Here is a 15,068-nt window from a genome sequence, read left to right on the forward strand (position 1 = left end):
TAAAAATACTAAAGCGAATCTATTTTAATATTAAAATAGATTTATTCTTCTTCGTTAGAAGCTGTTTCTTCTGTTTTAGAAAAATCAAAACCAGCGTCTATTAATAAATTAAACCACTGAATTACTTTTTTAATGTTAGAAGTGTATACTCTTTCATCATCGTAATTTGGTAAAACTTCAGCAAAAAATGCTGCTAATTTGTTGCCACTTTCTTTGTGAGATATTGCTTTTTTACCTTCTGTTTTTTCTGATATCGCTTTAAAAACATCTAACAATGGCATATCTTCTTCGTAAGTGTAAATTGCAATATTTTCTAACAAACTTACGTTTTGTGTAGCGTTTATTGCCAAACGTTTATTATCTGTTAAGTTTTCTGCAATAATTGCATTTTTAGATTGAGATATTACTTGAAATAATCCTGGTTTACCAGTAACTGATATAATTTTACTAAACTCCATTTGTATATTTTTTGTCTTTGTTTTAAGACTATTTACCTTTTTTTAAATTCGGGAAACGCATTCTGTAATCTGCATTTATTTTCCCTTTAGAAATATTTTCTAATTTCTTTTTTATCAATCTTTTTTTAAGTGATGATAACTTGTCTGTGAATAAAACACCTTCTATATGATCGTATTCGTGCTGAAAAACTCTAGCAGCTAATCCATCTAAAACTTCAGTATGTGTGTTAAAATCTTCATCTTGATATTCTATAGTAACTTTAGGTTGTCTATAAACATCTTGACGAACATCTGGTATACTTAAACAACCTTCATTAAAAGCCCATTCATCACCTTCTTCTTCTAAAATTTGAGCGTTTATAAATACCTTATTAAAGGTTTTTAAAACAGCTCTATCTTCATCACTTAAATCTTCGTCTTCAGCAAAAGGAGAAGCATCAATAATAAATAAACGAATGGCTTTGCCAATTTGGGGTGCAGCTAAACCAACACCAGAAGCATTATACATTGTCTCTTTCATATTGCTAATTAATTCCTTTAAATTAGGATAATCAGCAGTTATTTCTGTGCATTCTTTACGAAGAACTGGGTCTCCATAAGCTACAATTGGTAAAATCATTTTGTGTTTTTTATAGTTTGCAAAAGTACAATTTAGAAATTCGTAATCCCAAATTTTACATTCATAAATTCATCTTAATATTATTGATTGTATAAGTACGATTGTAATATAATTGTTGCGCTTATTTCATCAACCAAAGCTTTGTTTTTACGTTGCTTTTTCTTTAAACCACCATCAATCATTGTTTGAAAAGCCATTTTAGAAGTAAAACGTTCATCAACTCTTTTTACAGGAATTTTAGGGATTTCCTTAGATAATTTCTCTAAAAAAGGAAGTATTAAAACTTCACTTTCGCTATCAGAATTATTCATTTGTTTGGGTTTGCCTACTAAAAAAAGATCTACTTTTTCTTTTGATATATAGTCTTTTAAAAAAGTAAAAACCTCAGATGTATTTACAGTAGTTAAACCAGATGCAATGATTTGTAATTGATCTGTAACTGCAATTCCTGTTCTTACTTTTCCATAATCAATGGCTAAAATTCTTCCCAAATTATATACTTTTTTTGCAAAAATAAAGTTTAAACTTTTAATAATATAGATTAATGCAAATAAAATCAATAAGTTAAAATAAAGTGAGTTTTGTATTTTAAACAAACCAATTATATCTGTTTAAAAAACGTATATTCGCTTAGTTTTTTAGCAATCAAATTATATTTGCTAAAATTAATTTATTAAGATGGAAAATATTAGAAAAATTATAGAAACAGCTTGGGAAAACCGTGATTTATTAAAAGAAGAAAACACGATTAATACAATAAGAAAAGTTGTTGATTTATTAGATAAAGGAGAATTAAGAGTTGCTGAACCAATAGAAGGTGGATGGCAAGTAAATGAATGGGTGAAAAAAGCAGTAGTTTTATATTTCCCTATTCAAAAAATGGAAACTTTAGAAGCTGGTATTTTCGAATATCATGATAAAATTCCATTAAAGAAAAACTTTGCAGAAAGAGGAATTAGAGTAGTACCAAATGCAGTTGCAAGACATGGAGCTTACATTTCTCCAGGTACAATCTTAATGCCTAGTTATGTAAATATTGGTGCGCATGTAGATGAAGGTACAATGGTTGATACTTGGGCTACAGTAGGTTCTTGTGCACAAATTGGTAAAAACGTACATTTATCTGGTGGTGTTGGTATTGGTGGTGTTTTAGAGCCATTACAAGCTGCACCTGTAATTATAGAAGATGGCGCTTTTATTGGTTCTAGATGCATTGTTGTAGAAGGAGTTAGAGTAGAAAAAGAAGCTGTTTTAGGTGCTAATGTTGTATTAACAATGAGTACTAAAATTATAGATGTTACTGGTGATGAACCAGTTGAAACAAAAGGTGTTGTACCTGCAAGATCTGTTGTAATTCCTGGTAGTTATACCAAAAAATTTGCTGCAGGAGAATATAATGTACCTTGTGCATTAATAATTGGAAAAAGAAAAGAAAGTACCAATAAAAAAACTTCTTTAAATGATGCTCTACGTGAGTATGATGTTGCTGTTTAAAGATTAAAATTCTATGACTAAGATTACTGCTATTATTCCTACTTTAAATGAAGAAATTCATATAGAAGCAGCTATAAAATCTGTACATTTTGCTGATGAAATTATTGTAATTGATTCATATAGCTCAGATAAAACAGTAGTTTTAGCTGAAAAACATAATGTAAAAATCATCAAACGAAAGTTTGATGATTTTTCTTCTCAAAAAAACTTTGCTATTGACCAAGCAAAGCATCTTTGGATTTATATTTTAGATGCTGATGAAAGAGTTACTCCAGAAGTAGAAAAAGAAATTTTAAAAGCTGTAAAAGAACCCAAAGACAAAGTTGGATTTTATGCAAGAAGATGTTTTTATTTTGCTGGTAAAAAAATTAAATATTCTGGTTGGCAAAGAGATAAAGTAGTTCGTTTGTTTTTAAAAGAGCATTGCAGGTATCATGGTGTTGTACATGAAACTATAAAAGCTAAAGGTGAATTAGGTTTTTTTAAAAACAAAATAGATCATTTTGGTTATAAAAATTACAATCATTTTATATCTAAAATCCATCAATATGGAGAGTTAAAGGCTAAAGAATTACACGAAAAAGGTAAAACTGTAAATGCTTTTCATTTATTGATAAAACCACCTTTTAGAGTTTTTTCTCACTTTATATTAAAAAAAGGATTTTTAGATGGTTATTTTGGTTTAGTGCTTTCTATAACTCAAGGTTATGCTGTTTTAACCAGATATATTAAGCTTTGGTTGCTTAACAGAAGCGAAAAATAAATTTTATTTATTAGACTTGTAAAAAAAGTAATTTCTCACACATCTATTTAGTTTATAGGTTAAAAGTGTAGAGATTTGCCAAAAAGGCCTTGCAATTTCACGAATTACTTTTTTCCAAGCAATCATATTATTTTGCTGAATAGTACTACCTCCCATTTTTTTATCAACACTAATTACATATTGTTTATTTGTAGAAAATAATGGCACTTTATGTTTGTAAACATCTTGTTTCATTACATCAATAGGAGCGTAATAATCACTTAAATTATTAGAAAGTTTTTTAGCAGCATTTTTACCAATTATTTGCCCTATCATTAAAACTGGTGGCATTAAAAATTTGGTTAATAAATGGTCTTTCTCTAAAGGATAAAATCCTTTTTTACCAGAAATATCTAAAAAATCATTGATGGTTATTTTTGATATAAGTTGTTCTAAGTCATTAAAAAAATCATTTTGAATTAGAGCATCATCTTCTAAAACAATAGAAAAATCTTCAGGTTGATGAGACAGAAATTCCCACAATTTAAAATGCGTTAAGCAAATACCAATTTCACCATCATTTGGATAAGGAAAATGAGCTAAAATATTATGTTTCTTTTTTTCTTTTTTTAGAACTTCTAGATCTAAATCTTTACCATAAGTGGCAGAAATTCTTGTAATAGGAATCTTCAATTTTGCAAACTGATTTTCCATAAAATTACGTCTTTCAGTACTTTTATCTAAGTTGATATAATATACTTTATAAGACATCATAATTTTATCCATTTTTTACAAGCCACTTCATTTTCTTTGTCATTAAACCATTTTTTTGGAGAAATAACTGTTTTATTTTCATTCTGGTTCAACCAAGCTCCCCACCAAGAAAAACTACTATTTGCAGTAATATTATTTTTACAAAGACTCATCAAATATAAATCTTCATGAGGTATTGTTTTATGATTTATGTAAGTTGAATTTTCAATATTCAGATTTTCTTTTGTCCAAGCAATATCATCAGAAAAAACAAAAAAATGAGCGTTTTTATGTTTTTCTTTGATGATGTCAATTGCTTTATGATAATAATCTAAATCGCAAGTTCCGTGAATATTATTGGCTTTTTTATCAGAAATATAATCTCCTCTTCTAATATGAACAGCACATGAATTAGAAAATTTAAATATTTCATTTGCGTAAACTAAAGTGCTTTCTGATAGTTTTTGTTGAATTACAAACTGATTGATTAGAATTGACCTTATATCTTTAAAATATTTTTCTGTTTGATAATATCCCTTAACATATTCATTTCCATTTAAACTAAAAAGATTTTCATCAAACAAAAGACTTTTCTCTCTTACATTTTTTTTGATTTTTATTTTGCCTAGAAAAGTAGTAAAAGTATCTGCAATTTCTAAATCAATATTGTATTTATCAAGTTGATAACCACCATGTAATTTATAAGTCTTAAATTTAGAAATATCAATCTGTACATCAAAACCCTTCTGCTGAAGCGATTTTGCGTATGCATATTGAAACATTTGATTTCCTAACCCACCAACAATTCTAACAATAATCATTTAATATTAATTTCGTAAATCTTAAGAAAACAAAAGTACAAATGTTATCACGATATTCTTTTATCAATTTACGGTTTAAAAGGATAGAAAATTATAAATTTGCCTCACTTTTAGAAATATGAAGTATACAGAAGCAATTTCATCAGAAATATTTAGTGTAATCTCTAAAGCATCCAAAGAATTAAGCGTAGATTCTTATGTGATTGGAGGTTTTGTACGCGATTTTTTTCTGAAAAGAGGAACAGCAAAAGACATAGATGTAGTTGCTGTAGGTAGTGGAATAGATTTGGCATTACAAGTGTCTAAATTATTACCCAACAAACCAAAAGTACAGGTTTTTAAAACCTATGGTACAGCAATGCTGCGTTTTAAAGATGTAGAAATTGAATTTGTTGGTGCAAGAAAAGAATCTTATTCTGAAGAAAGTAGAAATCCAGAAGTTACAGCAGGTACTTTAAAAGACGACCAAAATAGACGAGATTTTACCATAAATGCACTAGCTTTAAGTTTAAATGAGGATAATTTTGGAGAACTTTTAGATCCTTTTAATGGAATTCTAGATTTAGAAAATAAAATAATTCGTACACCTTTAGATCCAGATATTACCTATTCTGATGATCCTTTAAGAATGATGCGTGCTATTCGTTTTGCAACGCAGTTAAATTTTGAAATAGAAGAAGAATCGCTTTCTGCTATTGGTAAAAACTCAGATAGACTAAAGATTATTACAAGAGAAAGAATTGTTGATGAAATGAATAAAATTTTATCATCGCCAAAACCTTCTATTGGATTTTTATTATTAGAAAAAACAAAACTTTTACCACAAATTCTACCTGAAATTGTTGCATTAAAAGGTGTAGAAGAGGTTGAAGGGCAAATGCATAAAGATAATTTTTATCACACTTTCGAAGTTGTAGATAATATTGCAAAACATACAGATGATGTTTGGTTAAGATGGGCTGCATTATTACACGATATTGGAAAAGCACCCACAAAAAGATTTTCTAAAAAAGTAGGTTGGACATTTCATTCGCATGAATTTGTAGGTTCAAAAATGGTCTATAAAATCTTTAAAAGATTAAAAATGCCATTAAATAACAAAATGAAATTTGTGCAGAAAATGGTGTTATTAAGTTCTAGACCCATTGTTTTAGCTTCGGATGTAAATGATTCTGCTGTAAGACGTTTGGTTTTTGATGCTGGTGATGATATTAATGCATTAATGACACTTTGTGAAGCAGATATTACCACTAAAAACCCAAGAAAATTTAAACGTTATCATAAAAACTTTGAATTGGTGAGAACCAAAATTAAAGAAGTAGAAGAACGTGATAGAGTCCGTAATTTTCAACCACCAGTTACTGGTGAAGAAATTATGGAAGCATTTAATTTAAAACCTTGTAGAGAAATTGGGCAAATAAAAGAAGCTATTAAAGAAGCAATTTTAGATGGTAAAATACCTAATGAACATAAAGCCTCTTACGATTTTATGATAGAAAAGGGAGTATCTTTAGGGTTGGAAAAGGCTTCTAATTAATTTTTAAAAATGAAAAAGGTTACAAACTTTATAAAAACTGCTTTATTAGAAATAAAGTTAAAATCTTTTAAAAATCAACAAGAATTAGTTTTAGTTACAGGATCTAGTAGTTCACATTTTAAAAGTTTATATCAACTTTTAAAAAGCATCCAAAAATTCGAAAAAAACACCAAGACTATTGTTTATGACTTAGGTTTAAAACAATTAGAAAATGAAAATCTTTTAAAAGAATTTCCAAATATAGATTTAAGAAAGTTTGATTTCTCAAAATATCCAGAATACTTTAATATCAACATAAATGATGGAGTTTATGCATGGAAACCAGTAATTTTTGATGAAGTTTTTAATGAGTTTAAATGTTCCGTTTGTTGGATAGATGCTGGTAATGTAATTACTCAAAAACTAATACTTTTAAGAAAAGTAATTAAATATTATGGATTTTATTCCCCTTTTTCTAAAGGAAAAATTGATGATTGGACACATCCAGAATCATTAAAAACTTTAGGCGTTTACAATGATTTAGATTTAAGAAAGCAAATTAATTTAAATGGTGCATGTATTTCTGCTGATTATAATCATAAAGAAGTAAACAATGTTATTACTAAATGGAAAGAGGGTGCTTTAACAAAGAATTGTATTGCCCCAAAAGGAAGTAGTAGAGCAAACCATAGATTTGATCAAGCTGTTTTGTCTGTTTTGGTTTATAAACATATTCCTGAAATAGGTAAAAAAATGACTTTTAAACGCTTTGGTTTTAAAATCCATCAAGATATTGATGAGTAATTTGGTTTAATTCTTAGTGTTTATTTATTAAATTATCATTAAATATGTTAATTTAATTTTATTTCCTTAATCTTCTATTGTATCTTTAGAAACGATATTATACAATCAACCTAAAGATGAAAATAGAAAAAGTACTAGTTGCCAATAGAGGGGAAATTGCAATCAGAATATTTAGAGCCTGTACAGAAATTAATGTAAAAACAGTCGGAATTTATACTTATGAAGATCGATATTCTTTACACAGGTACAAATCTGATGAATCTTATCAAATTGGTGAAGACAATCAGCCTTTAAAGCCTTATTTAGATATTGACGCTATTATAAAAATAGCAAAAGATAATAATGTAGATGCGATTCATCCTGGTTATGGTTTTTTATCAGAAAATGCCAATTTTGCTCAAAAATGTGAAGAAAATAATATCATTTTTGTTGGACCTAAAGTATCTGTTTTAAAATCTTTAGGAGATAAAATTACAGCTAAGAAAGTAGCAATAGATAATAATATACCTATTATTTTAAGTAACAAAAACCCTTTAGATAACATAGAAATTGCTTTAGAAGAGGCAGAAAAAATAGGTTATCCAATAATGTTAAAAGCAGCTTCTGGAGGAGGAGGACGTGGAATGCGTGTTATCAGAAAAGAAGAAGAACTTAAAAAAGCATATGGCGAAAGTAAGAGAGAAGCATTAAATGCTTTTGGAGATGATACTGTTTTCTTAGAAAAGTTTGTCGAAAACCCAAAACATATAGAAATTCAAATTGTTGCAGATAGTTTTGGTAATACAGTTCATTTATTTGAAAGAGATTGTTCTGTGCAAAGACGTTATCAAAAAGTAATAGAATTTGCACCTTCTTACGGATTAAAACAAGAAACAAAAGATGCACTTTACAAATATGCAATAGACATTTGTAAAGCAGTAAATTATAATAATATTGGTACTGTAGAGTTTTTAGTAGATGATGATGATTCTATTTACTTTATAGAAGTAAACCCAAGAATACAAGTAGAACATACAGTTACAGAGGTAATTACTAATATAGATTTAGTAAAAACACAATTATATATTGCTGCAGGTTATCAATTAAAAGACGAAGAAATTAAAATTCCGAATCAAGAATCTGTTTCTATAAATGGCTATGCTTTACAATGTAGAATTACTACAGAAGATCCTCAGAATGATTTTAAACCCGATTTTGGAACTATTTCTACTTACAGAAGTGCATCTGGTTTTGGTATTCGTTTAGATGCAGGTAGTGTTTATCAAGGTGTTAAAATATCTCCTTTTTTCGACTCCATGTTGGTAAAAGTAACAGCTCATAACAGAACTTTAGAAGGGGCAGCCAAAAAAGTAAGAAGAGCATTAAGTGAGTTTCGAATAAGAGGAGTAAAAACAAATATGTCTTTTTTAGATAATATTTTACAACACGAAACTTTTAGAAGAGGTGCAATTACTGTAAACTTTATAAAATCTACTCCAGATTTATTTGTGTTTAAAGCACCAAGAAACAGAGCTAATAAATTAATTACTTATTTAGGTGATGTTACTATAAATGGTAATACAGATGTTAAGAAATTTGATGCTACTAAAACTTTTGTAAAACCTAAAATTCCTGCTTTTGATGTAAATGCAACTTACCCAAAAGGAACCAAAGATTTATTAACAGAATTAGGTCCAGAAGGTTTTTCTGAATGGTTAAAAAATGAGAAAAAAATTCATTTTACAGATACCACAATGCGAGATGCGCATCAAAGTTTATTAGCAACCAGAATGAGAACTTTTGATATGTTAAAAGTTGCAGAAGGCTATGCTAAAAATCATCCAGATATTTTTAGTATGGAAGTTTGGGGAGGTGCTACTTTTGATGTTTGCTTACGTTTTTTACAAGAAAACCCATGGGAAAGATTACGATTATTAAGACAAAAAATGCCAAATGTTTTATTGCAAATGTTATTAAGAGGTTCTAATGGTGTTGGTTATAAAGCATATTCAGATAACTTAGTTGGTAAATTTGTTGAAGAATCTTGGGAAAATGGAGTTGATTTATTTAGAATTTTTGATTCTCTAAACTGGATGAAATCTATAGCACCTTGTATAGAACATGTAAGAACAAAAACCAAAGGTTTGGCAGAAGGTTCTATTTGTTATACTTCTGATATTTTAGATGTAAAAAACACAAAATACAATTTAAAATATTACATCAATTTAGCCAAAGAAATCGAAAATGCAGGTGCACATATTTTGGCAATTAAAGATATGGCTGGTTTGTTAAAACCTTATGCAGCATCAGAATTGGTTACTGCTTTAAAATCAGAATTAAATATTCCTATTCATTTACATACGCATGATACATCATCTATTCAATCTGCAACTTATTTAAAAGCAATTGAGGCAGGTGTAGATGTAGTTGATGTTGCTTTAAGTGGTTTATCTGGTTTAACATCACAACCAAATTTTAACTCTATTGTAGAAATGATGAAATTTCACGAAAGAGAAAATCCTATAAATGCTACTTCATTAAATGAGTATTCTAATTATTGGGAAACCGTAAGAGAATATTATTATCCTTTTGAATCTGGATTAAAAGCGGGCTCAGGGGAAGTGTTTAAACACGAAATTCCTGGTGGTCAATATTCAAATTTAAAGCCTCAAGCACAAGCTTTAGGTTTAGAAAGTCGTTTTCATGAAATTACAAAAATGTATGGAGAAGTAAACACACTTTTTGGTAATATCGTAAAAGTTACACCAAGTTCTAAAGTTGTAGGTGATATGGCTCAGTATTTAGTAAGTAATAACTTAACTATAAATGATGTTTTAGAAAGAGGTGATGCTATTTCCTTTCCTCAATCTGTGGTAAGTTTCTTTAAAGGTGATTTAGGTCAGCCAGTTGGTGGTTTTCCAGAAAAATTACAAAAACTTATTTTAAAAGATCAAAAACCTTTTACTGATAGACCAAATGCTCACATACCTCCTGTAGATTTTGATGTTGAATATGCAGTTTTTAAAAATATTTTTGAAAATGATTTGGGTAGAAAGATTGATTTTACAGATTTTTTATCCTATAAATTATATCCAAAGGTATTTACAGATGCTTTTAATAAGCATTTAAAATATGATAATTTAACCAATTTACCTACCAAAAACTTTTTCTACGGAATGGAAATTGGCGAGGAAATTACTGTGGATTTAGATAAAGGTAAAACACTCTTAATTACTTTAGATTCTATAAGCAAGCCCAATAATGAGGGGTTAGTTACCATTTATTTTAAAGTAAATGGACAAGGTAGAACTGTACAGATTAAAGACGAATCTATTAAGGTAAATTCAGTTGAAAATATTAAAGCTGATAAATCTGAAGTAAATCAAATTGGTGCTCCATTACAAGGATTGTTATCTACTATTTTAGTTAAAAAAGGAGATAAGATCACAAAAAATCAACCTTTGTTTATTATTGAGGCTATGAAAATGGAAACTACAATTACAGCAAATGAAGCAGCAACAGTTAGTGCTATTATTTTAAAAGAAGGTACAATCGTAAATGCTGATGATTTAATTTTAAAACTGAGTTAAAACAATTAATTAAAAATTGAAAAGTAAAAGTGAGTTTTGATGAATATAATAGATTCAATAAAACTCACTTTGCTTTAATTTGTAGCACTTTTTTTTGATTTTGTATTTTGGATAAAAAATAAACTTTTTCTATCTATTTTAATATTTCAGTTAAATATACTAATCCAAAAATCCAGCCAGAATAGAGTATTGTATAAGTTAGTGAGTAAAAAGCTGAAATGGCAATATCTCCTTTAGTTTCTTTAGATTTATTAAAAACTAATTTTAAAGCTCTAAAAAAAATCCAATACAACATCGTTAATATTATAAAAAACGAAAACCAAAAAATAGCTTCTAAAACGATAAATAATATAACTATTAGAATTGTCATTCCAATCCACAATAGAATTGATAAAATCAAACCTCCAATTCCATCTCCAACTTCAATTATAGGTGATTCAAAAGGTGGTGAAGCATTTTCTAATATAGTTCCTCTCTTAAAACTCCTGAATTTTGGAAAATTATCAATCAACCCAATTCCTTTATAAAGTCCAAAAGTCATAAATAAAAAGAGTGAAATTGCTATAATTCCTATTGATAAATATAGATTCGAAGTTAGACTACGATTATAATTAATACCAGTAAGATAAACAGTTAAAATTGAAATTACTATTACAAATAAAGAAACTATAAAAACGGATTTTCCTTTTAAGTAATTCTGTTTAATTTTCAATTTAAAGAATTTTTAAATAATCTTGATATTAACTTTACGCTAAACTCTGCATAGAAACCAACTTAAAATACTCACCTTTTTTAGTTAATAAATCGTCGTGTTTACCTTGCTCTACAATTTTACCTTTTTTCATTACCACAATTGTATCTGCTTTTTGAATGGTAGATAATCTGTGAGCAATAACCAAAGAAGTTCTGTTTTGCATCATTTTTTCTAAAGCAACTTGTACTAATTGCTCAGATTCTGTGTCTAGTGCAGAAGTAGCCTCGTCTAAAATCATTATTGGTGGATTTTTTAACACAGCTCTTGCAATAGATAAACGTTGTTTTTGTCCTCCAGAAAGTGTACCACCACTGTCACCAATATTTGTTTCAAATTTCTTTGGTAAATTCTGAATGAACTCATTAGCATTAGCAATTTCAGATGCTTCTAAAATTTCTTTTTCTGAAGCATTTTCAGTACCTAATTTTATGTTGTTTTCTACTGTGTCATTAAATAAAATAGATTCTTGAGTTACAATTCCCATTAAATCTCTCAGAGACTTTTTTGTGATGTCTTTTATGTTTTTTCCATCAATTAAAATATCACCTTTATTTACATCATAAAAACGTGTAATTAAATTGGCAAGGGTAGATTTTCCACTTCCTGATTGGCCTACTAAAGCAACAGTTTCTCCTTTTTTAATGGTTAAAGAAAAATCTTTTAAAACATAATCATCTTTGTATTTAAAAGAGATGTTTTTAAACTCAATATCAGTATCAAAAGTTTCTTTAACAGTTGCATTAGGTTTGTCTTTAATACTGTTTTCAGTATTTAAGACTTGCATTATTCTTTCTGCAGATGCTTCTCCTTTTTTTATGTTATAAAATGTTGTTGTTATTAATTTTATAGGATTTAAAACAGTATAAAATAACACAATATACCCCATAAATTTACCAGCTTCTAGCGGACTTGTTTTTTCTAAAACATCTGTACCTCCATACCAAAGAATGGTAATTATAGTTGCAGATCCTAAAAATTCACTCATTGGTGAAGCCATAGTTTGTCTATGAAAAACGCTAGTCATTAATTTTCTAAAAGTAGAGGTAGAGTTGTTGAATTTTTTTTCAATAATTTTTTCTGAATTAAAACCTTTTATCACTCTTAATCCAGTTAATGTTTCTTCTATAAAAGATAAAAATGTACCTGTCTCTTTTTGAGCTTTAATCGATTGTGATTTTAATTTTTTACTAATTGATGATATGATAAAACCAGATACTGGTAATAGGATAAAGACAAAAAGTGTTAATTTTAGACTAATAAACAGCATAATTCCTATTGAAATTGTTACTGTTAAAGGTTCTCTAACCAAGGTTTCAATTGATGTTAAAATAGAGTTTTCTACTTCTTGTACATCAGATGTCATTCTTGCAATAATGTCACCTTTTCTTTTTTCTGTGAAATAAGAAATGGGTAGTTCTACAATTTTACGATATAAATTATCTCTTAAATCTTTTACGATTCCTGTACGTAAAAAAGTAATTACGTAAGATGCTAAATACCTAAATAGGTTTTTGAAAAAAAATAAAGATAATGATAAGAGGCAAATAAATAACAGAACACTAATTTCACCATCTTCTATTATTTTGTTAGATATAAAATAGTTAAAATTGCCTTCTAAATAAGATCCTAAATTTGATAGACCTTGATAATCAGGTTTTTTATAAATAGCTTTATCTACACCAAATAATATATTTAAAACAGGTATAAATGCTAAAACTGATAAAACATTAAATATTGCGTAAAAAATATTAAAGAGAATATTTAAAAGCGTAAACTTTCTATATTCTCTTTCATATTTAAGAATGTCCTTAAAGTGACTCATTAATTTAATTTCATCTCTTTTATAATTCGTTGAATTTTTGCATCTAATTCAGCTTCAACTTTATCTGCATTTTCAGTTGTGTCTAATTCGCTATTTACACTAAAGTAAAATTTAATTTTTGGCTCTGTACCACTTGGTCTTGCAGCAATTCTTGTACCAGATGCTGTTTGATAAATTAATACATTAGATTTTGGTAAATCAATATTAGTAACTTCTCCAGTAATTAAATTCTTTTTTGTTGAAGCATCATAATCAGAAAGCGATTCTATTTTTTCTCCATCAATTTCAGTTAATGGGTTGTTACGCATATCACTTAAAATTTGTTGAATTTCTGCAGCACCATCCATACCTTTTTTAACGATAGAAATTAAATGCTCTTTATAGTATTTGTTTTCAACATAAATGTTTAGTAATTCTTCGTAAAAAGAACTTCCATTTTGTTTTGCATAAGCAGCAGCTTCACAAGCTAAAAGTGTTGCTGTTACAGCATCCTTATCGCGTACAAAATCACCAACCATATAACCAAAACTTTCTTCTCCACCACCAATAAAATCTAATTCTGGGAAATCTTTTACCATTTTGGCAATCCATTTAAAACCAGTTAAACCTACTTTGGTATCAACCCCTTTTTTAGCAGCTACATCATTTACTAATTCTGTAGAAACAATAGTAGAACCTACAAATTGTTTGCCATTTAATTTACCTTCTTCTTTCCATTTACGTAGTAAAAATTCTGTCATAACAACCATAGTTTGGTTACCATTCATTAACTTCATTTTACCATCTAAATCTCTAACAGCAACACCTAATCTATCACAATCAGGATCTGTACCAATTACAATATCAGCTCCTATTTTATCAGCTAAATCAGTAGCCATTTTTAAAGCTTCTGGTTCTTCTGGGTTTGGCGATTTTACAGTAGGGAAATCTCCATCAGGTTTTCTTTGTTCTTCTACAATATGTACATCATTATAACCAGCACCAGCCAAAGCATCTGGCACAGACATAATTGATGTTCCGTGTAAAGAAGTAAAAACAATTTTTAAATCTTCTCTTTTAATATTTTCTGATAAAGAACCATTTTTTACAGATGCTTTAATAAAAACATCATCTACATCTTTACCAATTACTTCAATCAAATCTTCGTTTGCATCAAATTTAATTTCAGAAAAATCTAACGAATTTACTTTGTTGATAATTCCACCATCATTTGGCGGAACAATTTGACCACCATCTGCCCAGTACACTTTGTAACCATTATATTCTGGCGGATTATGAGAAGCTGTTAATACAATACCAGCATCGCAACCTAAATGGCGAACTGCAAAAGACAATTCTGGTGTTGGTCTTAAATCTTCGAAAAGAAAAACTTTAATGTTATTTGCAGATAAAACATCAGCAACAACCTTTGCGAATTTTTTACTATTATGTCTACAATCGTAGGCAATAACAACGCTTAATTGTTCTTTTTCTACATTTTCAATTAAGTAATTAGATAAACCTTGTGTAGCTCTACCTAATGTATATTTGTTAATTCTATTAGTACCAGCACCCATTAATCCTCTCATTCCTCCAGTTCCAAAAGCCATGTCTTTATAGAATCTATCTGCTAAATCATCAGGATTATTAGCAATTAATTCTTGAATTTCTGTTTGAGTTTCTTCATCAAAAATTGGAGTTAACCATTGTTTAGCTTTGTCTAAAATTTCGTTCATT

13 protein-coding genes are annotated in these 15,068 nt (G+C 28.4%); 5 read left to right on the plus strand and 8 right to left on the minus strand.

Translation table 11 applies throughout. The annotated features are described in order from the left end of the window. Positions 1–41: 41 nt before the first annotated feature. From ACJJVK_RS10790 to ruvX, 3 genes are all read right to left on the minus strand, one after another. Complete coding sequence (locus ACJJVK_RS10790) at positions 42–458, minus strand: DUF5606 domain-containing protein (RefSeq protein WP_405565918.1); 417 nt, start codon at positions 456–458, stop codon at positions 42–44. A gap of 28 nt (positions 459–486) precedes the next feature. Then, a complete protein-coding gene (gene def / locus ACJJVK_RS10795; RefSeq protein ID WP_405565920.1) occupies positions 487–1,077 on the minus strand; it encodes a peptide deformylase in 591 nt (196 codons plus the stop codon). An 80-nt stretch (positions 1,078–1,157) separates the two neighbouring features. Further along, entirely contained in the window at positions 1,158–1,568 is a 411-nt protein-coding gene (gene ruvX, locus ACJJVK_RS10800; protein ID WP_405565921.1) for a Holliday junction resolvase RuvX, read from the minus strand. A 187-nt stretch (positions 1,569–1,755) separates the two neighbouring features. On the opposite strand from ruvX, the gene ACJJVK_RS10805 reads away from it, so the two are divergent. Both ACJJVK_RS10805 and ACJJVK_RS10810 read left to right on the plus strand, forming a co-directional pair. Then, positions 1,756–2,571, plus strand: coding sequence for a 2,3,4,5-tetrahydropyridine-2,6-dicarboxylate N-succinyltransferase (locus ACJJVK_RS10805; RefSeq protein WP_405565923.1), 816 nt, complete (start codon positions 1,756–1,758; stop codon positions 2,569–2,571). Between the two features lie 13 nt (positions 2,572–2,584). Beyond that, entirely contained in the window at positions 2,585–3,334 is a 750-nt protein-coding gene (locus ACJJVK_RS10810) for a glycosyltransferase family 2 protein (protein WP_405565925.1), read from the plus strand. Between the two features lie 3 nt (positions 3,335–3,337). Here ACJJVK_RS10810 and ACJJVK_RS10815 read toward each other — a convergent pair whose 3' ends face one another. Beyond that, positions 3,338–4,099: a glycosyltransferase family 25 protein gene (locus ACJJVK_RS10815; RefSeq protein ID WP_405565926.1), complete on the minus strand. Its 762-nt coding sequence runs from the start codon at positions 4,097–4,099 to the stop codon at positions 3,338–3,340. Continuing rightward, positions 4,084–4,887 carry an alpha-1,2-fucosyltransferase gene (locus ACJJVK_RS10820; RefSeq protein WP_405565927.1) on the minus strand — a complete coding sequence of 268 codons (804 nt, stop codon included), beginning with the start codon at positions 4,885–4,887 and terminating at the stop codon, positions 4,084–4,086. Before ACJJVK_RS10820 ends, ACJJVK_RS10815 begins: the two co-directional genes overlap by 16 nt. Before the next feature lie 118 nt (positions 4,888–5,005). Between ACJJVK_RS10820 and ACJJVK_RS10825 the strand changes: the two genes are divergently transcribed. The 3 genes from ACJJVK_RS10825 to ACJJVK_RS10835 all read left to right on the plus strand — a co-directional run bounded on the left by ACJJVK_RS10825 (position 5,006) and on the right by ACJJVK_RS10835 (position 10,776). Beyond that, entirely contained in the window at positions 5,006–6,424 is a 1,419-nt protein-coding gene (locus ACJJVK_RS10825) for a CCA tRNA nucleotidyltransferase (protein ID WP_405565929.1), read from the plus strand. A gap of 9 nt (positions 6,425–6,433) precedes the next feature. Beyond that, a complete protein-coding gene (locus ACJJVK_RS10830; RefSeq protein ID WP_405565931.1) occupies positions 6,434–7,207 on the plus strand; it encodes a DUF1647 domain-containing protein in 774 nt (257 codons plus the stop codon). A gap of 116 nt (positions 7,208–7,323) precedes the next feature. Then, the gene (locus tag ACJJVK_RS10835; RefSeq protein ID WP_405565932.1) at positions 7,324–10,776 is read left to right on the plus strand and encodes a pyruvate carboxylase; all 3,453 of its coding nucleotides are present in this window, start codon (positions 7,324–7,326) and stop codon (positions 10,774–10,776) included. 133 nt (positions 10,777–10,909) lie between these two features. Here ACJJVK_RS10835 and ACJJVK_RS10840 read toward each other — a convergent pair whose 3' ends face one another. Genes ACJJVK_RS10840 through ACJJVK_RS10850 form a run of 3 tightly spaced genes read right to left on the minus strand, consistent with a single transcriptional unit; the run spans position 10,910 to position 15,067 of the window. Continuing rightward, the gene (locus tag ACJJVK_RS10840) at positions 10,910–11,488 is read right to left on the minus strand and encodes a hypothetical protein (RefSeq protein WP_405565934.1); all 579 of its coding nucleotides are present in this window, start codon (positions 11,486–11,488) and stop codon (positions 10,910–10,912) included. A gap of 34 nt (positions 11,489–11,522) precedes the next feature. Continuing rightward, complete coding sequence (locus ACJJVK_RS10845) at positions 11,523–13,352, minus strand: ABC transporter ATP-binding protein (RefSeq protein WP_405565936.1); 1,830 nt, start codon at positions 13,350–13,352, stop codon at positions 11,523–11,525. Continuing rightward, the gene (locus ACJJVK_RS10850; protein ID WP_405565937.1) at positions 13,352–15,067 is read right to left on the minus strand and encodes a phospho-sugar mutase; all 1,716 of its coding nucleotides are present in this window, start codon (positions 15,065–15,067) and stop codon (positions 13,352–13,354) included. The genes ACJJVK_RS10845 and ACJJVK_RS10850 overlap by 1 nt, the downstream gene beginning before the upstream one ends. Between the last annotated feature and the right edge of the window lies 1 nt (position 15,068).

The organism is Polaribacter sp. Asnod6-C07, from assembly GCF_045063625.1.
GTDB lineage: Bacteria > Bacteroidota > Bacteroidia > Flavobacteriales > Flavobacteriaceae > Polaribacter > Polaribacter vadi_A.

What these genes read in the sequence shown, in the direction of transcription:
- ACJJVK_RS10790 (WP_405565918.1), bottom strand. Translation starts at nt 458, where the DNA reads ATGGAGTTTAGTAAAATTATATCAGTTACTGGTAAACCAGGATTATTT.
- def (WP_405565920.1), bottom strand. Translation starts at nt 1,077, where the DNA reads ATGATTTTACCAATTGTAGCTTATGGAGACCCAGTTCTTCGTAAAGAA.
- ACJJVK_RS10805 (WP_405565923.1), top strand. Translation starts at nt 1,756, where the DNA reads ATGGAAAATATTAGAAAAATTATAGAAACAGCTTGGGAAAACCGTGAT.
- ACJJVK_RS10810 (WP_405565925.1), top strand. Translation starts at nt 2,585, where the DNA reads ATGACTAAGATTACTGCTATTATTCCTACTTTAAATGAAGAAATTCAT.
- ACJJVK_RS10815 (WP_405565926.1), bottom strand. Translation starts at nt 4,099, where the DNA reads ATGGATAAAATTATGATGTCTTATAAAGTATATTATATCAACTTAGAT.
- ACJJVK_RS10820 (WP_405565927.1), bottom strand. Translation starts at nt 4,887, where the DNA reads ATGATTATTGTTAGAATTGTTGGTGGGTTAGGAAATCAAATGTTTCAA.
- ACJJVK_RS10825 (WP_405565929.1), top strand. Translation starts at nt 5,006, where the DNA reads ATGAAGTATACAGAAGCAATTTCATCAGAAATATTTAGTGTAATCTCT.
- ACJJVK_RS10830 (WP_405565931.1), top strand. Translation starts at nt 6,434, where the DNA reads ATGAAAAAGGTTACAAACTTTATAAAAACTGCTTTATTAGAAATAAAG.
- ACJJVK_RS10835 (WP_405565932.1), top strand. Translation starts at nt 7,324, where the DNA reads ATGAAAATAGAAAAAGTACTAGTTGCCAATAGAGGGGAAATTGCAATC.
- ACJJVK_RS10845 (WP_405565936.1), bottom strand. Translation starts at nt 13,352, where the DNA reads ATGAGTCACTTTAAGGACATTCTTAAATATGAAAGAGAATATAGAAAG.
- ACJJVK_RS10850 (WP_405565937.1), bottom strand. Translation starts at nt 15,067, where the DNA reads ATGAACGAAATTTTAGACAAAGCTAAACAATGGTTAACTCCAATTTTT.